At 66.6% G+C, this 20,130-nt stretch carries 20 protein-coding genes; 16 read left to right on the forward strand and 4 right to left on the reverse strand.

Annotated elements, in window-relative coordinates:
• The first annotated feature begins 18 nt into the window (after positions 1–18).
• Complete coding sequence (locus H7X47_RS17075; protein WP_193369922.1) at positions 19–543, forward strand: peroxiredoxin-like family protein; 525 nt, start codon at positions 19–21, stop codon at positions 541–543.
• Between the two features lie 236 nt (positions 544–779).
• The gene (gene bfr, locus H7X47_RS17080; RefSeq protein WP_193369923.1) at positions 780–1,262 is read left to right on the forward strand and encodes a bacterioferritin; all 483 of its coding nucleotides are present in this window, start codon (positions 780–782) and stop codon (positions 1,260–1,262) included.
• A gap of 179 nt (positions 1,263–1,441) precedes the next feature.
• On the opposite strand, the gene H7X47_RS17085 is transcribed toward bfr, so the two are convergent.
• A complete protein-coding gene (locus H7X47_RS17085; RefSeq protein ID WP_193369924.1) occupies positions 1,442–1,681 on the reverse strand; it encodes a (2Fe-2S)-binding protein in 240 nt (79 codons plus the stop codon).
• A 238-nt stretch (positions 1,682–1,919) separates the two neighbouring features.
• Here H7X47_RS17085 and H7X47_RS17090 point away from each other — a divergent pair, with 238 nt between their 5' ends.
• From H7X47_RS17090 to H7X47_RS17105, 4 genes are all read left to right on the forward strand, one after another.
• Positions 1,920–3,212, forward strand: coding sequence for an imelysin family protein (locus H7X47_RS17090; RefSeq protein WP_322096506.1), 1,293 nt, complete (start codon positions 1,920–1,922; stop codon positions 3,210–3,212).
• A gap of 63 nt (positions 3,213–3,275) precedes the next feature.
• Complete coding sequence (locus H7X47_RS17095; RefSeq protein WP_193369925.1) at positions 3,276–4,775, forward strand: di-heme oxidoreductase family protein; 1,500 nt, start codon at positions 3,276–3,278, stop codon at positions 4,773–4,775.
• Between the two features lie 31 nt (positions 4,776–4,806).
• Positions 4,807–5,907: an imelysin family protein gene (locus H7X47_RS17100; RefSeq protein WP_193369926.1), complete on the forward strand. Its 1,101-nt coding sequence runs from the start codon at positions 4,807–4,809 to the stop codon at positions 5,905–5,907.
• Positions 5,894–7,033, forward strand: a complete 1,140-nt coding sequence (locus tag H7X47_RS17105) for a DUF1513 domain-containing protein (RefSeq protein ID WP_193369927.1) — start codon at positions 5,894–5,896, stop codon at positions 7,031–7,033. Before H7X47_RS17100 ends, H7X47_RS17105 begins: the two co-directional genes overlap by 14 nt.
• A gap of 21 nt (positions 7,034–7,054) precedes the next feature.
• On the opposite strand, the gene H7X47_RS17110 is transcribed toward H7X47_RS17105, so the two are convergent.
• The gene (locus H7X47_RS17110; RefSeq protein WP_193369928.1) at positions 7,055–7,813 is read right to left on the reverse strand and encodes an anti-sigma factor; all 759 of its coding nucleotides are present in this window, start codon (positions 7,811–7,813) and stop codon (positions 7,055–7,057) included.
• Positions 7,810–8,406 carry a sigma-70 family RNA polymerase sigma factor gene (locus H7X47_RS17115; RefSeq protein WP_193369929.1) on the reverse strand — a complete coding sequence of 199 codons (597 nt, stop codon included), beginning with the start codon at positions 8,404–8,406 and terminating at the stop codon, positions 7,810–7,812. The genes H7X47_RS17110 and H7X47_RS17115 overlap by 4 nt, the downstream gene beginning before the upstream one ends.
• Positions 8,407–8,897: 491 nt before the next feature.
• Between H7X47_RS17115 and H7X47_RS17120 the strand changes: the two genes are divergently transcribed.
• From H7X47_RS17120 to H7X47_RS17165, 10 genes are all read left to right on the forward strand, one after another.
• Positions 8,898–10,529 (forward strand): sensor histidine kinase, encoded by a 1,632-nt coding sequence (locus H7X47_RS17120; protein ID WP_193369930.1) that lies wholly within the window; start codon positions 8,898–8,900, stop codon positions 10,527–10,529.
• A gap of 333 nt (positions 10,530–10,862) precedes the next feature.
• Positions 10,863–11,312, forward strand: a complete 450-nt coding sequence (locus H7X47_RS17125) for a helix-turn-helix domain-containing protein (protein ID WP_193369931.1) — start codon at positions 10,863–10,865, stop codon at positions 11,310–11,312.
• Between the two features lie 207 nt (positions 11,313–11,519).
• Positions 11,520–12,305 carry a helix-turn-helix transcriptional regulator gene (locus H7X47_RS17130; RefSeq protein ID WP_193369932.1) on the forward strand — a complete coding sequence of 262 codons (786 nt, stop codon included), beginning with the start codon at positions 11,520–11,522 and terminating at the stop codon, positions 12,303–12,305.
• A 167-nt stretch (positions 12,306–12,472) separates the two neighbouring features.
• A complete protein-coding gene (locus H7X47_RS17135; protein ID WP_193369933.1) occupies positions 12,473–13,093 on the forward strand; it encodes an acyl-homoserine-lactone synthase in 621 nt (206 codons plus the stop codon).
• Positions 13,094–13,149: 56 nt separating this feature from the next.
• Positions 13,150–13,410 carry a hypothetical protein gene (locus tag H7X47_RS17140; protein WP_193369934.1) on the forward strand — a complete coding sequence of 87 codons (261 nt, stop codon included), beginning with the start codon at positions 13,150–13,152 and terminating at the stop codon, positions 13,408–13,410.
• A gap of 71 nt (positions 13,411–13,481) precedes the next feature.
• Positions 13,482–14,894, forward strand: a complete 1,413-nt coding sequence (locus H7X47_RS17145; protein ID WP_193369935.1) for a cytochrome P450 — start codon at positions 13,482–13,484, stop codon at positions 14,892–14,894.
• A gap of 17 nt (positions 14,895–14,911) precedes the next feature.
• Complete coding sequence (locus H7X47_RS17150; protein ID WP_193369936.1) at positions 14,912–16,081, forward strand: MFS transporter; 1,170 nt, start codon at positions 14,912–14,914, stop codon at positions 16,079–16,081.
• A 27-nt stretch (positions 16,082–16,108) separates the two neighbouring features.
• Entirely contained in the window at positions 16,109–17,683 is a 1,575-nt protein-coding gene (locus H7X47_RS17155) for a class I adenylate-forming enzyme family protein (protein WP_193369937.1), read from the forward strand.
• Positions 17,684–17,832: 149 nt separating this feature from the next.
• Complete coding sequence (locus tag H7X47_RS17160; protein WP_193369938.1) at positions 17,833–18,201, forward strand: hypothetical protein; 369 nt, start codon at positions 17,833–17,835, stop codon at positions 18,199–18,201.
• 9 nt (positions 18,202–18,210) lie between these two features.
• Positions 18,211–18,702: a PilZ domain-containing protein gene (locus H7X47_RS17165; RefSeq protein ID WP_193369939.1), complete on the forward strand. Its 492-nt coding sequence runs from the start codon at positions 18,211–18,213 to the stop codon at positions 18,700–18,702.
• Positions 18,703–18,803: 101 nt separating this feature from the next.
• Here the strand turns inward: H7X47_RS17165 and H7X47_RS17170 are convergent, their stop codons facing one another.
• Positions 18,804–19,589 carry a cell wall hydrolase gene (locus tag H7X47_RS17170; protein WP_193369940.1) on the reverse strand — a complete coding sequence of 262 codons (786 nt, stop codon included), beginning with the start codon at positions 19,587–19,589 and terminating at the stop codon, positions 18,804–18,806.
• Positions 19,590–20,130 lie beyond the last annotated feature (541 nt).

Consider the following 20,130-nt stretch of genomic DNA (forward strand, 5'->3'; position numbering starts at 1 on the left):
AATGAGGAGACTAGAGATATGTTGAAGACACGCCAGCCCGCCCCGGAAATGTCCTTCCCGCTGCTGGACGGCGGCACCTGGACCTTGTCGGAGCGCAAGCCCGAGAGCCTGAGCATGGTGGTGGCCTACCGCGGCGTTCACTGCCCGATGTGCCGCAACTACCTGCAGGACCTGAACCAGCACATGGACGAGTTCAAGGCGCGCGGGGTCGACGTCGTCGCGGTGAGCGGCGACGGCAAGGAACGTGCCGAGATGGCCAAGAAGGACTGGGAGCTCTCCGAGGTGCCTATCGCTTATGGCCTCAGCATCGACAAGGCGCGGGAACTGGAGCTGCCGATCTCGACCAGCCGCGGCAAGACCTCCATCGGGATCGAGGAGCCGGAGAAGTTCAGCGAGCCGGGCCTCTTCCTGGTGAAGCCGGACGGCACGCTCTATGCCGCCTTCATCCAGACCATGCCTTTCGCGCGCCCGCCGCTGGACCAGCTGCTGAAGGCCATCGACTTCATCAAGGAGAAGGACTACCCCGCCCGCGGCGAGGCCTAAGGCCGCCGCTTCTTCCCGGCCTTCCGGTCAGTCAGGGCCCGGCTGCTTTATCGGTCTCCGCGATCCGCTTTCGGGTCGCGGAGGCTGTTGAAGACGCCCCTTCGCCCCGGAAGTTACCCCCGGCTCAAGTGGTCGGCAGGTCTATGCAAAAAAATGGATTGTGGTTCCAGGCCTGCGCCGCGCGTAGGATGGGCGGAGAATCCTGACGGGGCAGCCATAGAGGGAAGGGAGCGCTGATGAAGGGCGACAAGAAGGTCATCGGGTATCTCAACAAGGCTCTGAAGAACGAGCTGACGGCGATCAACCAGTACTTCCTGCACTCGCGCATGCTGAAGGACTGGGGCATCACCCGCATGGCCGAGCACGAGTACGAAGAGTCCATCGACGAGATGAAGCATGCCGACGAACTCGTCGAACGGATCCTCTTCCTGGAGGGGCTGCCCAACCTGCAGGAACTCGGCAAGCTGCTGATCGGCGAGAACGTCAAGGAGATCATGGAGTGTGACCTGAAGCTGGAGATGGAGGCCACACCCCTGCTGCGCGAAGCCATCGCCTATTGCGAATCGGTCAGCGACTATGTCTCCCGTCAGCTTCTGACGTCGATCCTCGATTCCGAGGAAGAGCACATCGACTGGCTGGAGACCAACCTCGAACTGCTCGAGAAAATGGGCCTGCAGAACTACATCCAGTTCCAGAGCAAGCCGGCAGAGGGTTCCTGATCGAGGATTGATCTAGCGCGGCAGAGGCTCCTGGCCGCGCCCGGAGTCGGCGGGCAGGGGCGTCTGAGCTTCCGGCCTGGCTGCCGGCGCGGCTGCCGGCCGCGTATCGCAGACCCAGCGCAAAACCGCGCTGAGCTGTCCCTTGGGCAGATTGCGCCAGAGGTACATGGCCGGGCCGCCTATTCCGCCGCCATCAGCAGCGCTTCGGCCGCTTCGGGAGCCAGTTCCGGCTGGGGCCGGGTTTTCGCTGCCGCCGGGGTGTGCACGTTGTCGACGATTTCCTGGGCGCAGTCGAGGCAGGTGCCGCAGCAGGGGCCGTTGCCGAGGGTCAGATAGGCTTCCCGGGCGCAGCGCACGCCGCTCTCGGCGACCTCCCGGATCTCCTCGTCGCGATAACCATTGCAAAGGCAAACGTACATCGGCTGAACCTCAGAGCTTGTCTCACTGACGCCTTTAATATGGTGCGAATGATAATGATTGTCAATCGCGAGTCGGCGTGTAAAATCCTTGTATAAGCCGATGCTTTCAGTGGCCGTTCCTTCAGCCGGAACGGCCATTTTCCGGCCATTTTGTTAAGAATGCGTGTCATTTGCGGTTTTTGCCGGAACCGGCCGGACCCGTGCCACGCGCCATCGATGTGAGAAGGGGACGCACCCGATGAAGATGTTGCAGACAGCCGCCCGGAGCGCGGCATTGGCCACGGTACTGGCCGTGGGGCCGCTCGCGGCGCCGCTGAGCGCGGCGGAAGTGGACAAGCAGGCGGTCCTGAAGACCTACGCGGATATCGCCCATGCGGCCTACGAGGACTCGCTGTTCACCGCCCAGAAGCTGGACAGCGCGGTCGACGCGCTGATCGCCAATCCCACGGAAGCGACCCTGGCGGCGGCGCGCGAGGCCTGGATCGCCGCGCGCGTGCCCTACCAGCAGACCGAGGCTTACCGCTTCGGCAATGCGGTGGTCGACGACTGGGAAGGCAAGGTCAACGCCTGGCCGCTGGACGAGGGCCTGATCGACTACGTCGACGAGTCCACCTACGGCAGCGAGTCGGACGAGAACCCGATCTACACCGCCAACGTCATCGCCAATGAAAAGCTGCGCGTGAACGGCGAGATGGTCGACGCCGGCCATATCACCAAGGCGCTGATCGCCGAGGTGCTGCACGAGGCCGAGGAAGTCGAGGCCAACGTCGCCACGGGCTACCACGCCATCGAGTTCCTGCTCTGGGGCCAGGACCTGAACGGCACCGGCCCGGGCGCGGGCAACCGTCCGGCCAGCGACTTCAGCACCAGCGACTGCACCGGCGGCCACTGCGCGCGCCGCGCCGAGTACCTGAAGGCGGCGACCGGCCTGCTGGTCGACGACCTGAAGGACATGGTGGCGCTCTGGGCCGCGGGCGGCGAGGCGCGCAACGGCCTGCTGTCGGGCGACCCCGGCACCAGCCTGGTCACCATGCTGACCGGCATGGGCAGCCTCTCCTACGGCGAGCTGGCGGGCGAGCGCATTAAGCTGGGCCTCATGCTCCACGATCCCGAGGAAGAGCACGACTGCTTCAGCGACAACACTCACTACTCGCACTATTACGACCAGCAGGGCGTGATCAACGTCTACACCGGCAGCTACACCCGCGTTGACGGCAGTGTGGTGTCGGGGCCGAGCCTCGCCAACTTGGTCGCCGCCAAGGACGGCGCGGTGGACCGCGACCTGCGCGACAAGCTCACGGCCACCAAGGCGGCCATGCAGGCCATGGTCGACCGCGCCGAAACGGTCGAGGCCTACGACCAGATGATCGGCGAGGGCAATGCCGAGGGCAACGCGGTGATCGAGGCCGTGGTGCAGGCGCTGACCGAGCAGACCAGGTCGATCGAGCGCGCCGTGGCCGTGCTCGACCTCTCCGCCATCGAGTTCGAGGGTTCCGACAGCCTTGATAACCCGCAGGCCGTGTTCCAGTGATCGCTGCCCAAACGACCCCGGAGAGCTGACGCTCTTCGGGGTTTGCACTGAATGAAGAGATCGATGAAGCATCCTAGTGTGGCCCTCGTTGCCCTTCTGTTGATCGCGGGCGGGGCGGCAGCCGTGGGGGCCGGCCCCCCACCTGCTGGAAAGGCGCGCATCCCCGCGGGGGTCGCGCCGACGGACGATTTCACGCGCCCGGAGGCCTTTGAGCCATTGCCCGGCGGCGCGGCGACGTCGAAGAAGCCGGTCAACGGCGATGCCTTCTCCCATTCCTCGGCCAACATGAGCTTCGAGCGCGAGCTCGACTTCAAGATCGGCAACGGACTCTTCCGGCGCCTCTGGGTCTCGGCGCCGTCCTCGACCACTTCGGCCGACGGACTGGGGCCGCTGTTCAACGCGCGCTCCTGCCAGCGCTGCCACCTGAAGGACGGCCGCGGGCACCCGCCGGCCTCGGCGGAGGACTCGGCGGTCTCCATGTTCCTGCGCCTCAGCATCGCACCGCAGGACGCGGAACAGCGCGCGCTGCTGGCCAGCGGCCGTGCCGGCGTGATCCCCGAGCCGACTTACGGCGGCCAGTTGCAGGATCTGGCGATCAAGGGCCACAAGGCCGAAGGCAAAATGCGGATCGCCTACGAGGAAGTGCCGGTGACGCTGGCCGACGGCACCGAAGTCTCGCTGCGCCGGCCGACTTACACGATCACCGACCTCGGCTATGGCCCGCTGCACCCCGATGTCCTGACCTCGCCGCGCGTGGCGCCGCCGATGATCGGTCTCGGCCTGCTGGAGGCCGTCTATGACGCGGACATCGAAAGCCGGACCGACCCCGACGACGCGGACGGCGACGGCATCTCCGGGCGCGTGAATCTGGTGTGGGACGATGTGAAGCAGGAAGTGGTGCTGGGCCGCTTCGGCTGGAAGGCCGGCCAGCCGACCCTGCTGCAGCAGAGCAGCCATGCCATCAACGGCGATATCGGTATCTCGGCGCCGACCATGCCCGCGCCCTCGGGCGACTGCACCGCGGCGCAGGCGGATTGCCTCAAGGCGCCCAACGGCAACAGCAAACAGCACGACGGCCTGGAAGCCTCGGCGGAGATGCTGGAGCTCATTACCTTCTACAGCCGCAACCTGGCGGTGCCGGCGCGCCGCGACCTGGACGACCCGCAGGTCCTGGCCGGCAAGCGGGTCTTCTACGAGAGCGGCTGCATCGGCTGCCACCGCCCCAAGTACGTGACGCGGCGCGACTCCCTGGGCGAGGAGCAGTCCTTTCAGCTCATCTGGCCCTACAGCGACCTGCTGCTGCACGACATGGGCGAGGGCCTTGCGGATCACCGCCCCGAAGGACAGGCCTCCGGGCAGGAATGGCGCACCGCGCCGCTGTGGGGCATCGGCCTCACCGAGACGGTGAACGGCCACACCCAGTTCCTGCACGACGGGCGCGCCCGCAATCTGCTGGAAGCGATCCTCTGGCACGGCGGCGAGGCGGAAGCCGCCAAGCAGGAGGTGGTGGCCCTGCCCACTGAAAAGCGTGAAGCGCTGCTGTCCTTCTTGCGGTCGCTCTGACAAGGCGCGGCCCGACCTGGGAGATCTGTCTATGCGATTCTGGCGCGGGCCCAAGACGGCGGCGATGATCCTGCTGCTGGTCCTGGGCGGCCCGGCGTCGCCCGCCGCGGCGGCAACGCCCGACTATGCGGCGCTCAATGCTGCGGTGGTCGACAACTACGTGATCCCGCGCTATGCGGCCTTTGCCGAGCGCACGGCGGTGCTGGAGGCCTCGCTGCGGGAGGCCTGCGCCGACGACCGCCTCGAAACAGGTGAAAGCGCCGCCGCCTACAACGATGCGATGGATGCCTGGATGGCCGTGCAGCACCTGCGCTTCGGGCCCGCCCTGCTGCTCCTGCGTTACGACCGCATCGCGTTCTGGCCGGACAAGCGCGGCACGGTGCGCCGTCACCTGGCACAGATGCTCTCCGAGCGCGATCCCAAGGCGCTGGAGCCGCAGACCTTCGCCAACGGCAGCGTCGCGGTGCAGGGCTTTCCCGCCCTGGAGCGGCTGCTGTACGACAGCGAAGACGCGGTCTGGGCGACGCCCTTCGGCTGCCGGCTTGCGATGGCCATAGGCCGCAACCTGCACGGCATCGCCGAGGGCCTGCTGGCCGACTGGCGCGACGGCGAGACGCCCTATGCGCAGGTCGTCAAATCGGCGGCGCAAGGCAACGCGCATTACTTCGACACCAAGGAGGCCTCGCTGGAGTTTGCCAAGGCCCTGCGCGGCGCCCTGCTGCTGGTGGAGGACTACAAGCTGGGCCGTCCCCTGGGCGACGACGCGGAATCGGCCCGGGAAAAGCGCGCCGAGTCCTGGCGCTCGGCGCGCTCCCTGCGCAACGTTCTCGGCAACCTGCGGGCCGCCCGGGCGCTCTACCGGGATACCGGCGGCATCAGCTTCTCCGCGCTGCTGCAAGACCAGCCCAAGGGCGCGGAACTGGACCGGGTGATCGGCGCCGCGCTCGACCGCCTGGTGGCCGCGGTGGAAGCGCAGCCGGACTCCCTGGTCGCGGCCCTGAAGGCGCCGGACGGCTGGGAAAAGCTGGATGCCGTCCGCGTCGAAACCGGCCAGCTTATGAGACTGCTCAGCGGTCCTCTCTCCGAAGTTCTCGACCTGCCGATCGGATTCAACAGCTATGACGGTGATTGAGCCCAAAATGATCCGGCGGCGCCATTTCCTGGCCGGCGCCGCCGGCCTCTTCGCCGCCTGGGGCCTGCCCTGGAAGGCGGTGGAGGCCGCGGCGGGCGCACGCTACTTCGTCAGCGCCTGCGCGGGGCAGGACGGCGAGACCCTGGCCCGCGTGGTCCGCGAGGACGGCCATGTGGTCGCCACCCTGCCGCTGCCCGGCCGCGGACACGGCGCGGCACGGCGCCCGGGCAGGCGCGAGGCGATCGTCTTCGCGCGGCGGCCCGGCCACTTTGCGGTCGCCTTCGATCCGCTGTCGCCGGAGCCCGCCCGGCGCATCGCTGCGCCCCGGGGGCATCACTTTTACGGCCACGGCGTCTTCAGCCGCGACGGCCGCTGGCTCTTCGCCTGCGAGAACGACTACGACAAGGCGCGCGGCTGCATCGGCGTCTACGATGCCGAGGCCGGTTACCGCCGGGAAAGCGAGCTGGAGGCCTATGCCATCGGGCCGCACGAGATGCTGCTGCTGTCCGACGGCCGCACGCTCGTGGTGGCCAACGGCGGCATCCTGACCCACCCGGACAAGGGCAGGAAGAAGCTCAACATCGAGACCATGCGGCCCTCGCTGGCCTATATCGACACGGCCTCCGGCGACCTTCTGCACGACCATCGCCTGGCGCCGGACCTGCACCAGCTCTCGATCCGTCACCTGGCGGCGACGCCCGGCGACGAGCTCGGCTTCGTCATGCAGTACGAGGGCCCGCGCAACCGCCTGGTGCCGCTGGTTGGCCTGCAGCGGGGCGAAGAGGAAATCTTCCTGCCGCAGGCGGAGACCGCCGTGCTGCGCGCCATGCGCCAGTACTGCGGCAGCGCGGCCATGGACACCTCGGGCCAGGTGCTCGCGGCCTCGGCCCCGCGCGGCGGGCGCGTCACCTTCTGGTCAACGGCCGAACGCGGCTACCTCGGGGCTTTTGAGCTGGGCGACGGCTGCGGCGTGGCCGCCTCGGGCGAGCCGGGCGGCTTCCTGCTGTCCAGCGGCTACGGCAAGCTGGTGCACCACAACGCGCTGAGCGGCGAGACGCGGGCGCTCGGCGATCCCGCCGCGGCGCCGGTGCACTGGGACAACCACATGGTGACCTTCACGCTCTGAGCAGGGGCCGCAGAGCGAACCTTAGATCTCGGTCGGGCCCTTCAGGTTCAGGCAGAGACCGGAATAGAGCACGGGGCCGCTTGGGGCGGCGGGAGCCGCGCCGGCGTCCTCCAGGGTGACCGTCAGGGATTCCGACGTCTTGATGGCGGCCCAGCCGTCTTCGTCCAGCGGCAGGCGCAGGACCTCGCCGCTGCTCACCTGCAGCAGCGGGCGGATGGTGCCGCTGTCGCGCTCCACCGCCCAGACCTGGAAGGCCTTGCCGGCATAGGGCGAGAGCTCCTGCAACGGCTCGACGACCACGCGCCAGGGCCCCTTGAAGGCGGTGACGACCATGACCGGCTGATTCGACTCGTCCTCCAACACGGCGACATAGCTGGGGGCGACCTGCTGGGGCGTCGTTTCGGCGACCTGTTCTTCTTCCCAGGGCGCGAAGGTCTCGACGCCGGCGTAGGTCGCCAGCACCAGCGCCAGCACGGCGGCCACCGCGCCGAAGGGGCGCCAGAAGGCGAGGCTGTCCCAGAAGCTGCGGCGCTCCGGCGCGGCGGCGCTGTTCGGGGCGATGCGTTGATGAATCGCGCGCCAGACCCGGGCCGGCGGCTGTACGGCGGGGGTGGCGTCGCTCAGCGGGGTCAGGCGGTCCTCCCAGGCTTCGACCCGGCGGCGCAGGCCGGGGCGGGCCCGCATCAGCGCCTCGAAGCGGCGGCGCGCGCGGCCGTGCAGGGCGCCGGCCACATAGGCGCTGGCCAGGGCTTCCTGCAGTTGGGGATCGTCGTATCTCATTGACCCACCCCCTTCTTCTCCAGGCATTCGCGCAGCTTGATCAGGCCGCGGCGAATCCACGTTTTGACCGTGCCGACCGGCCGTTTCAGGCGGTGCGCGACCTCGGTCGGCGTCAGGCCCTGGTGGTAGGACAGCAGGATGCAGTCCCGCTGCTCCTCACCCAGGTTGCCCAGGCAGCCCAGGACCTGCTGCATCTCCTCGCTGGTCTCCGCCTGGGCCGCGGGATTGTCGGCGCTGGTGCGCTGGTCCTTTTCGGCGGACCACTCGTCCTCGGCCACGCGATAGTCGGCCCGGCGCAGCAGATCCAGGGACTGGTTGCGGACAACGTTGATCATCCAGGTCATCGGCCGCCCACGCCCTGGATTGTAGCTGCCGGCATGCCGCCACATCTTCACATAGGCCTCCTGCAGGGCCTCTTCGGCCCAGGCCTCCCGTCTCAATATACGCAGCGAGATACCGAAGAGTTTCGCGGAGGTGGCCTCGTAGAGCTCACTGAAGGCAGCCTGATCGCCAAGGCTGCAGCGGGACAGCAGTTGCCCCAGGCGCTCTGAGGAATCCCCGACCGAGGCCGCCCGGGTTGCCGTGGGCTTCATGGATCCGCTCGCGTGGTTCATTCGGTCAGGCTCTTTCTCCGGCCGCAGACGCCTCACAAATCTTGCAGACCTCGTCCCCTGGAGCAACGGCACAAGGGCCGTGGGCCATTAGACGTAAGTACCTGTGAAAGCTGGTCTTCGGGGCTGGCGTTGCCGGATTGACATGAGGAAGCGGCGACTCGGGCGGGAGTCTGCCCTTTGGCGGCCAGTCCCGCCAGCCGGAAATCCGTGGCAGGAGGCGCGGCGGAGAGGCCCTCACAAGCAGCGGGGGCAATCTGCCCCAGGGCCTCCCTTCTCCGGTGTCTTCGCCGGTTTTCGGCCCGAAAAGGTGGCTCTACACGGTCTTTTGTGGCCAAAAATGACCTCTAGCGACTGGCCAGACCGCGCAATCCGTTTATAGTGTCTGCGCTGAAGGAAGAGGTCTAAATTCTCATTCCCATTCATTCGTTAGACGCTTTAGAGCATTTTGGCCAGCGTAGGTATTTGAGGGAATGGTTAGCACGATAGAGCGCGAGCGGGGTCCTCGCTCACGTTTCGAAGCAACCCGTGCGCTGCTGGCGCGGCGCCGGCTCAATCTGTTGCTGCCGATCCTTCTGCTGGTCGCGGTCTCGCTGGTGGCGGTCGCCGGCGTGCTGTACTGGAGCGCCGGCTCGCTCAACGAGCGCGAAGTCGAGTCTCAGCGTGCCCTCGTTAAGACGATGGTCCAGATCAGGCGGGACAGCCTGCGACAGCTGATCATCGATTACGCTTGGTGGGACGAGGCCATCACAACCTCTGAGGTCACGCTCGATGAACGTTGGGCAAGGGTCGGTATGGCGGCCTACCTCAACAACGCCTTCAATATCACCGGCGGATGGGTCATCGGGGCGGACGACCGGGTCAGACTCGCCTTCGAGAACGGGCGCCACGTCGACGCGGCGCAGGCACAGCCCTTGCCGCAGGGCGCCGAAGAACTGATTGCCGCGGCGCGCAGCGCAAGATCCATCGACGAGGTGCCGGAGGCGCACTTCGTCATCCATGGACAGGAAATCACGCTGGTCGCCGCCAGCCTGGTGGCCCCCTTGGCGACGGTCTTCAGCGGCGAACCGCAAAATGTCATGGTCTTCGTGCAGCCGCTGGACCTGGCCTTCTTCGACCGTGCCGGCGTCGGTGGCCAGATCGAGGACCTGCACTTCATCCGCGGGCCGGCGCCTGACGGCTACTACCAGTGTCCGGTACCGGGGCTCAACGACCAGGTCCTGGGCCACGTGATCTGGCGCGATCATCAGCCCGGCTCGGGCATGCTGTGGAATGTCGTTCCCTTCCTTGCCGTCTCGCTGCTGGCGGTCGGGTTTCTCGTCATCCTGGCGATCAAGCGCGTGGAAACGGTGGTATCGCGCGAAGGCCGTCTCTCGATCTCCCTTTATCAGGAAAAGCAGAGGCGCTCGCAGAAGTCCGACTTCGTCTCCATGGTTTCTCATGAGCTGCGCACGCCGCTGCAGGCGATCGGGACCTCGGCAGACATGCTGGAGCGCTTCGGCGACCAGATGAGCGAGGGGGAACGTCGCGAGGAGGCGCGCACCATCCGGCGCGCGGTCAGGACCCTGGCCCATCTGGTGGACGACGTTCTGGCGATAGGGCGCAGCGAGGCAGCCCAGGAACGCGCCCGCGAGCGCGGGACCGTGCTGGATCTGGCCCAGTTCTGCCGGGCGATGTGGCGCGAGGTGTCCCTGGCCCTGCGGTCCAAGCAGGAACTGCAGCTGGTGGACGACATCGGCGCGCCGATCGACAAGGTGGACGAGCTTGCCATGCACACGGTGCTGTCGAACCTGCTGCAGAACGCCATCAAGTACTCGCGTGGCGAGGGGCCGATAAAGGTCAGGCTGGACCGCGAGGACGGGGAATACACGATCACCGTCACGGATTTCGGGCCCGGCATCGCCGCGGACCAGAGCGGGGATATCTTCAAGCCCTACTGGCGCGCCAAGGAAGTGGAGAGCATCACCGGCACGGGCCTGGGCCTCGCCGTGGCCCGCTCCTCCGCCCGCGCGTTGGGCGGTGACCTGCGGCTGAAGTGTTCCGGAGGAAGCTGCGGCCCGGACTGCGGCACCTGCTTCGAAGTGCGCTGGCCTGCCTGCAACTGACGGTATTTTCCCGCTTCCTTAAGTAAAACAGACCATCCCTCGGCCGGGATCGCCCGCTGCCGCAAGGCCGCGGTTTGCCGAGCTTTGTTCTGGCATACAATCGTCAGTCCCTCTAAGGTTGTGATTTTAAATCAAGATTGCGCAACCGTGTATTCTCGGGAATTATTTCAATACCCGGCATGGTTAAATATTGATACTCGCAAAGGAAGCAAAATCACCCTGTCGGGTTTATCTATTTACCAGTTTAACGGGTATTTTTCCTTTGTGACTTCCTAGCTATTTCGCATAGATTGTATTCGGGGTCATGGAATCATTGATTAGCATGGAGTTCGGATGCTTGCTCAACAAACAATGGGGAAGGCCAGACAGGCCCATCCCGTAGATGTTCACGTTGGCGGTCGCGTACGCCTTCGCCGCGTGTTCCTGGGCTACTCACAGGAGAAATTGGCGAACGCGCTGGGGCTGACCTTCCAGCAGATCCAGAAGTACGAACGGGGAGCGAACCGCATCAGTGCGAGCAAGCTCTATGAGCTCTCGCGAATCCTGAGCGTTCCCGTGACCTATTTCTTCGAAGGTGTGGAGTCTGAAGGGGAATCTGGTTCTGCCGGCGGCCAGGAGACAGGTGCCGCAGCGGCCAGCACGATCCATTCCTCCGACCCCGATTTCACCAACCAGCGGGAAACGCTGCAACTTATCAGTTCTTACTATAGAATCCCTGATGCGAAGGTGCGGGCCGAGGTCTTGTCGTTGTTGAAGACCTTGGGACGTACGACCGACAGCTGATCGGGGCCTAGAAGCGACGGAGGGTGCCACGGCGGGCGTGAGCGAGGGAAGTCCGACAGGAAAGGAGACTCGGCTGGTTGCCACCCGAGAATCCCTGCCTTTCATCCTTCTCTCACCTTTCGGACGCGGCGTCACTTCCGAAGCACGGTCTCGCAGGGGGCGCTGGGGCCCCTGCGAGACGGCTTCCCGGCGGTGCGGAGCGCGGGAATGAGCCCCTTACCGTCGGAAAACAGCGTCGAAAGCTATGTGGAAGCCCTCTCGGGCGCGCGCAGCACGGCGGAAATCGGGGCCAAGCTGGAAAGCGTCCTCAAGGGCATGGGCTTTAAGAGCTTTGCCTACGTGCATGTCCGCCCGCCTCTGGGCAAAAAACTGCGATCCTTTGTTCCGCCCGGCTCGCGCAGCGGCAACCAGGTGCACGAGTTTCTCTCCACCCTGCCGGGCCCCTGGGTGGACCACTACCTCTCGCAGGACTATGGCGATCTCGATCCGACGCTGCAGGCTGCCGTCAGCCGCCTGATGCCCTTTCAGTGGCGCGAAATCGGCGTCCGCAACGATCTCTCCAACGGCCAGCGCAAGGTTCTCAACGAGGCCCGCGACCATGGCGTCAAGGACGGCGCCACCATCCCCATCCACGGCCCCGACAGCGGGCTTTCGACCCTCAGCATCGTCGGCGGCGGCGGCGAGCGCGAGTTTCAGGATGCCTACCAGCGCAGCTATCGTGATCTGGTCTGGCTGGCCATCAACACCCACGAGGCCTTCCTGAACCTGGCCGAGAGCGCTCCTGACCTGGGCCGGGTGCGCCTGACCGACCGTGAGCGCGACTGCCTGGTGTGGACGGCGCGCGGCAAGACGGCCTGGGAGGTCGGACAGATCCTCTCCATCTCCGAGGAAACGGTGCTCTTTCACCTGAAGAACGTGACCCGCAAGCTCGGCGTTTTCTCCAAGCACCACGCCGTGGTGAAGGCCGTTATCCAGGGCTATATCGTCCCTTAATTCACTGAATTAAAAACATTTTTCTAGATCTGTGAAGCGGGCGCGCCGCCTCTCACGGTCCGTTGAAGCACGCCTGCGGCGCCGCAGCCCCCCCAGTTCTGGGGGGCTGTCTGGGCGCGGGCGACGCGGTCCAATCCCTCCGTCGAACGATGGAGGGGCTGACCGCCGTGATCGATGTTGTGACACCGGACCTCTACTTGGCCTACGCCGAAGAGTTGCGGCTGATGTTTCAGCAACGCTACCGCGTCTTCAAGCGGCGCCTGGGCTGGAACGTGACGGCCAGGGACGGCGAGGAGCGCGACCAGTTCGACGACTGCTACCCCATCTACCTGCTGGCCTTCGACGAGGCGCGCCGCCTGGCCGGCAGCTGGCGCTTCCTGCCGACCACCGGCCCCTACATGCTGCGCAACGTCTTTCCCCAGCTTCTGCGCGGCGCCAGGGCGCCTTACCACCCGCTGATCTGGGAGGGCAGCCGTTTCGCCGTGGAAGGCCGGGGCGCGCGCAGGCGCACCAGCAGCGAACTGCTCTGCGCCGTGACGGAAACCTGCATCGCGCTTGGCATCCGCGAGCTCATCACCGTCTACGACGCCCGCATGGAGCGCCTGCTGCCGCGTCTCGGCTGCCCGCCGAAATGGCAGTCCCTGGCGGCGCGCGTCAATGGAGAGGCGGCTTACACCGGCCGCTTCGATATGGACCACGAGACGCTGGCCAGCCTGAGAGCGGTGGCCGGCATCCAGCACTCCGTGATTCGCAACGCGCCCTTCCACGACGAAGCGGCGGTCGCCTGACCCTGACCCCCCAAGGCTCTCCGAGAGAGCCGCTATTTGAGAGTAAGGAGGACAAGATGTCTCAGAATAACGGACCGATCGAACTGAAGATCTCCAACCCGCTGCAGGACGCGGCGGCCATCAAGCGCTGCCTCGAATATCTGCGCATCGAGGCCGAGCGGACCGGGCTGCATTTCGCGGCGCACCTGATCGGCGTCGCCGCGGAGGCGGTGTCGGACTCCATCGCGCTGTCGGAGAAGTCCGTGGCCAACATCGACCGCAACGGCGCCGCGCAGATCGCCGTCTCCGGCGAAACCGACATAACCCGGCGGCACTGACCGGCGGTCGATGAAGCGCGCTGCCGCCGGCCGCCTGGCCGCGTGCGGCAGCCGGAGAAGGGAGCAGACCCATGAGCTTGGCTTTCGACCATTCGGCTGGAGATCTCGTGGTCGGCCGGCCTTTGGAGGAGCCGGCCGCCGCCACGCCGGTGAAACTGAAGGGGCGGCCTCTGCTGGGCGTGCTGCCGCAGCTGCGCGCCGACCCCTTGCGCTTCTTCACCCGCGTCGCACGCGACCACGGCGACGTGGTGGAGCTTTCCATCGGCCTCGACAAGATGCTGATGCTGAACAGCCCGGCGCTGATACGCCACGTGCTGCAGGACAACCGCCTGAATTACGAGAAGAGCAAGTTCTACGACGTGCTGCGCTCGATCCTCGGGGACGGCATCTTTCTCGCCGAGGGCGAGGAATGGTTGTCCCAGCGCAAGACGGCGGGGCGCAGCTTCCAGGGCTGCCAGCTGCGCCGCATGACCGCGGCCATGCAGGAAGCGGTCGCGGATTTGGAGCAGCGCTGGTCGGCCCTGGCTGCCCGCCGGGCGGTCATCGACGTGATCCCGGAGATGATGCGCCTCACCCTGGATATTCTCCTGCGTACGCTCTTCAGCCTGCGCCTGGAGGACCAGCACGAGGATATCTTCCATTCCCTGACGGTGATCCTGCGCGACGCCGAAAAGCGTATCTGGTCGCCGCTCGCTGTGCCGCGCTGGCTGCCGACCCGGCGCAACCGCGCGGTGCGCGCCGCGCTCGCCGACTTCGATCGCTTCGTGCTGGACCTCATCGCCGCGCGCCGCGCCGCCGCTGGGCGCGATGAGGCCGCGAACGACTTGCTCGACCTGTTGCTGGCCAACCAGAACGGCCGCAGCGACCGCCAGCTCTGCGGTCAGATCCAGTCGATGATCCTGGCCGGCCACGAGACCACCGCCAATGCCCTGACCTGGTGCTGGTACCTGCTGTCTCTGCATCCGGAAACATTGCGCCGGGTGCGCGGCGAGGCGCGCGCGGTGCTGTGCGGCCGCGCCGCCGGTTTCGCCGAGTTGCCGGCGCTGAAGTATACGCGCATGGTTTTCGACGAGACCCTGCGTCTCTATCCGCCGCTGTGGACCTTTTCGCGCACCGCGGTCGCCGACGACCGCATCGCCGGCCTGGACGTGCCGGCGGGCACCAACGTCATGCTGAACATGTTCGCGGTGCACCGCCGCCCGGAGCTGTGGGACAACCCTGAAGGCTTCGATCCCGCCCGCTTCGACACCGAAGCATCTGACGCCGCCCGGCAGCGCTTCGCTTACTTCCCCTTCAGCGACGGGCCGCGGACCTGCCTGGGCGAGCGCTTCGCCGTCCTGGAATCGATGATCGCCATCTCCGCCGTCGTGCAGCGCTTCGAACTGCAGCTGCTGCCCGGCCAGAAGGTGGAGCCGGAGCCGATGATCACCCTGCGCCCCCGCGGGCCGCTGCTGATGCGGGTCTGCCCGGCGCCGGCTGCCTGACCGCAAGGAGCCGAAGCATGCCTGCGCCGGTGCTGGTTGCCCTGACGTATCTGGTGGGCCTGGGGATCGTCTATCCCTTCCTGCCGTTCCAGGCCCTGGCGCTGGGCGCGAGCCCGCTGACGGTCTCCCTGCTGCTGGTCACCGATACCGCCGTGGTGCTGCTGCTGGCGCCGGTCTGGGGGCGGCTCAGCGACCGCCTGGGGCGCCGCCGGGTGATTTTCTTCGCTCTGGCGACGGCGCCCTTCGCCAACCTGCTGCTGGCCCACGCGGACAGCCTCTCTCTCTTGTTCCTGGCGCGGGCCTGCGCCGGGGTCGGCAACGCCGTGATCCCGGTGATCCAGGCCCTGGTGGCGGATCGCACCTGCCTGCGTACGCGGGTCTGTGGCATGGCCAACGTGAACTCCGCCTACGGGCTGGCTTTCATCATCGGCCCCCTGGTCGGTACCGTGCTGCTCGGCGCCGGGGGCGACGACTACCGCAGCGCCGCCTTCGGCGCCGCCGGCTTTGCGGTGCTGTCGCTGCTGCTGACCCTGGCCTTGGGGCGGGAGGACAGCGGGAAGGACGCTCCCGCCGCAACCGCTCCGGCCACGATCGCACCGCCGCCGCGACGCATCGTCATGGCGCCGCTTTGCCTCGCGCCGATCGCCCTCATGGCCGTGCTGTCCTTCGTCTATGCCTCCATGGACTCCACCCTCGGGCTGTGGTCGCAGCGGGTGCTGGCCTGGGATGCGCGCGACGTGTCGCTCGCCTTCACCCTGGCCGGCGCGGCGGCGGTCTTCAGCCTCTGGGTGCTGATCCCGCGGCTCTGCGGGCGCTACGGGGAAGGGCGCGTGACCGCCGGCGCCTGCGCCGCCATGGGGCTTGGCTTCCTGCTCTTTGTGCTGTGGCCCAGCGACCTCGCCGTCGCTCTGGCGCTGATGCTGCTCGGCGCCGGCATTGCCATGTGCCTGTCCTGCCTGCAGGCGCTGCTGTCGAAGGCCGCGCCGGACAACGTGCAGGGTTCGGCCATGGGGCTCAATCACGCCGTGCTCAGCTTCGCGCGCATCCTAGGGCCGGTCTGGGGCGGCTTTGCCCTCGGCAGCCTCGGCGTCGGCTGGCCCTACCTTGCCGGAGCGCTGCTGACCTTCGCCGCGTTGCTTGTCGTCATCTGGTTCTACCGGCCCGAAGCCCGCGTTCTGCAGAACTGAACGCCGCCGAAGCAAAGGGGGAGTGTCATGTTGAACGTCGCGTTCTTTCTCGACGGCACCGCCGCGCGGCAGCCGCACGCCAAAGCCCTGGTCTACGAGGGGCACAGCTTCGACTTTGCGCAGATCCGGGTCCTGGCCAACCAGGTGGCCAACGGCCTGCGCGCGGCGGGCTACGGCCCGGGCAGCCGCATCGCGCTGGCCTGCGGCAACCGGCCGGGCTTCCTCGCCGCCTACTACGGCATCCTCAAGATCGGCGGCCTGGCGGTGGTGCTGAGCACCACGCTGCGCGAGCGCGACATCCGCTTCCAGTTGGAGGACTCCGGCGCCGAGGCCCTGCTGACCTATGACGGCCCAGGCAGGGCCGGGGGCGGCAACGACTTTGGCGAAGGGGCCCTGGCCGCCGCCGAGGCGGCGCCCGCCTGCAGGCAGGCCTGGGTCATTCCCGCCGATATCACGGCGGCCTCGCCTCTCGCCGGCGCGCCGGCGCTGCGCGACCTCATGGCGGGGCAGCCGGACGCGGCGCGCACCCACGGCTACGCGGCGGACGACACGGCGGTGCTGCTCTACACCTCCGGCTCCACCGGCCGCCCGAAGGGCGTCGAGCTGACCCAGGTGAACCTCCTCGCCATGACCCGCATCAACCAGGCGCTGGCGCCGCGCGCGAGCACGCGGGTGCGGCTCATCTCGACGCCGCTGTTCCATGTCATGGGCCAGGTCTGCGGGCTCAACCTCGCCATGCTGAACGGCGAGACCCTGGTGCTGGTCGAAGGCTTCGACCCGGCGCTGATCTGGCGGCTGATCGTCGAGCAGCACGTCAGCTACTTCGTGCACATGCCGATCTACTACCAGTACCTCATGGAGCGCGCCGACGGCGTCGACACCGCGGCGGTGCGGTCCTGCCTGCGCCTCTGCGCCACCGGTGGCGCGCCATTGCAGGCGGGCCTCTCGGAGGCCTTCGCCGAGCGCTTCGGCCTGCCCATCGTGCCCGGCTACGGCCTCACCGAAGCGTCTTCGATCGTCGCCTGGGGCGGGACACGGGACGGCGGCTCGGTGCTGTCGGGACGGGGCCTCAGGCCCACCACGGTCGGCCCGGCGGTGCCGGGCGTCGAGGTGGCGCTGGAGGCGGACGGCGCCCTGAGCGCCCTGCCGGGCGCCCAGGGCGAGATCCTGCTGCGCGGACCGGGGGTGATGAAGGGCTACCTCAACCTGCCCGAGGTCACCGCACGGACGCTGCGCGGCGGCTGGCTCAGGACCGGCGATATCGGCCGCTTCGACGAGGCCGGGCGCCTCGACATCCTGGGCCGCGCCGACGACAAGATCCTGCGCGGCGAGGAGCATATCTACCCGGCCGAGGTGGAGGCGGTGCTGAAGGCCCATCCGGCGGTCGCCGAGGCGGCGGTGATCGGCGTGCCCGACGACTACCTGGGCCAGGAGGCCAAGACCTTCGTGGTGCTGCGTGACGGCTGCAGCCTGGCCGCGGAAGACCTGCTCGGCTGGCTGGCGCGCGAGCTGCCCGACGGCAAGTGCCCGGGCCTAGTCGAGTTCCAGGCGGCGCTGCCCCTGACCCCTACCGGCAAGGTGGCGCGGCATTTGTTGACTTAGGAGTCTCCGATATGCCGAGCTCTGCCAAGCAATGAAGCCGACCGCAGGCTGCACAATGCCACCCTGATGAGCGCGAAAGGTCTTCTTAATAACTGCTTCGCATGCTCGGAGGCGCCGTGGGCTCTGTGGCCACCTGGAGGGATGCTGCCGTGACAAAATTCGCAAGACTCTTCGCTCTGATGTTCTCGATAATGATCCCGTCAAGCATTGCGAACGCTGGGCAGTCCGAGGCAGGACAAACAGATCTCGTTTGCGAAACCGGCCCGGTCACGAAGACTTTCGGTCAGTCGCAATGGCTCGTTTACAGTTGCAGCGATAGACGCACGGTAGTTGTCATGTCGGCACCAGGCAATCCAGCCATGCCGTTCTACTTCGTGATTTATCCATCCGCGACCGGGTATCAGCTAGGTGGGGAAGGAACGGGAGATCAGGAGTTCACGGCAGCAGCTTTCAGCGAGCTTCAGGCGCTTTCTCCGACTGAAATCGAGAACCTAGTTCAGGAAACGAGACAGCGTTGAAGTCGGACGATGGCTGGATCGCAGCTGTCGCGAAACGCCGGCGCGGCGCGGTTATGGTTAACGCAGGTCCGCCCGCGCGTAACGATTTCTATAGAAGCCGGTCCTAGACTCGATCCCCGCCGCGACAAGAAGAACGAGGAGGGGCGGGTGAACCGCAACGGCATGAAGGTCATGCGCAAGGAGCGCCGCCGCGACCGGCGGCGCGGCCTGAACCTGGACGCCAGCCTGGACGGCCATGAGGTCCTGCTGACCGATCTCAGCGCGGCCGGCTTCGGCGCGGCGCTGGACGCTACCGACCGTACGCCCTTCAGCTTTCGCGTGGGCGCCCGCCTGCGCCTGGAGCTGAAGCCGCAGCGGGGCGCGCCGCTCAGCCTGCCGGTGGAGATTATCCGCGAGGTTGGGGACAACGGGGTGCTCGGCGGCGTCTTCGTCGGCCTGACCGACGAGTCCTACAACGCCATCGAAGACATTCTGACCGGCCGCCTGCAGCGCCGCGGCTGATCAACCCGCAGGGCGAAAACGAAACGGGCCGGCTCTCGCCGGCCCGCTCGGGATGTTTTTATCGTTTGCCTTGTTTGCGCCGTGCTCTTCGGCCGCGCCCCTCAGTTGCTTTGGGCAACCTGCGTCGGGGCGGACTGCGGCTTGCGGGTGTAGAAGATGTGGCGGCCGATGGTCGGGCCCTTGGCGAAGGCCTTGCGCCAGACCGGCTTCACGTAGTCGGCGTGGTACCACAGGGCGCCGCCGGAGGGATCCTCGGCACGCCCCCAGTAGACCTGGCTGGCCAGCTCGGTGGCTTCCTTCCAGGCGCCCTGGTCCTCGACCTCGTCCTTCTTGCCGTCGCAGTACCAGGAGAACTGGCAGCGGTGCAGCACTTCGTCGGTGCCGTCCTGCACCACGCCGCAGACCGAGTCGGGGAAGTAGCGCGAGGCGACGCGGTTCATCACCACGTGGGCCACGGCCAGCTTGCCTTCCAGCGGCTCGCTGCGGGCTTCGAAGTAGATGTTCTGGGCCAGGCAGGTCAGCTCCTGGCGCAGCTTGCCCGGGTTCGGGGTGTAGCTGCTGGCGATCTGCTCCTCGAGGTCCAGTTGGCTGATGCCGACCTGGCGCACGTAGAACTGATTGGGGTCGATGTCCTTCGCGTCCACGGGAATGAAGCTCTGGGCGGTCACCCGCGTCCAGGCATCATCGACCTGGTCGCTGGTGGCGACACTGGCCAGGGCCGCGCCGGCGATGACGCAGGCGAAGGGCGCGCTGAGTGCAGAGCAAACCGCTTTCGCACTGAGGCCTTGCTTGGCATGGCGCTGTCCGGTGAACGCGTGGCGCGCGGCTGCGAGCCAACGGTCCCGGTGCGGCCGCCAATCGGCCAGCGTCTTTGCAATCCGGTTCATCTAACGTCCAATACCCTGTGAACATTGCGTGGAACGTGCCCTGGTTCGTGCCTGGGCCTTCTACCCTTCCTGCTCTGCCGGCGGGTCACCCTTTCGGGTTCTTAGCGACGCCGCAGGGGCTCTTCTGGCCCGGGAGGAGCTTCGTCCACACCCAAAGGTTTACACAATCTTAATCCGGCATATCAAGAAGAATCGTCTTATATTTGAGATAAATTCCCATAAAATTCTGAGCAAATTAACTATTAATCCCGTCTATCTTCAAAAAGTTTTCCGTAGAAATTGGTAATAATGTTACTTTTTGATGATATTTACTTAGTTATGCTTGGAAGTTTGAGAATATTTACTTGGATTGGCCGCGGATCGCCTGGTCATCGAGTAAGAATTCTCGCCTCGATTACAATGAATCTCGCAGCTGCGGGAGGGCGATTCATAGGCCCTCTACTAGACTCGGGTCGGTTGAATCTTGGCGCCGGGGCGACTCGCGGGGATCAATACTGAGGGCCTTCGGCGGCGCCCTGGGGGAAACCGCCCGCGGGCGGGG

The sequence above is a fragment of the Pelagibius marinus genome, assembly GCF_014925385.1.
Lineage (GTDB): Bacteria > Pseudomonadota > Alphaproteobacteria > Kiloniellales > Kiloniellaceae > Pelagibius > Pelagibius marinus.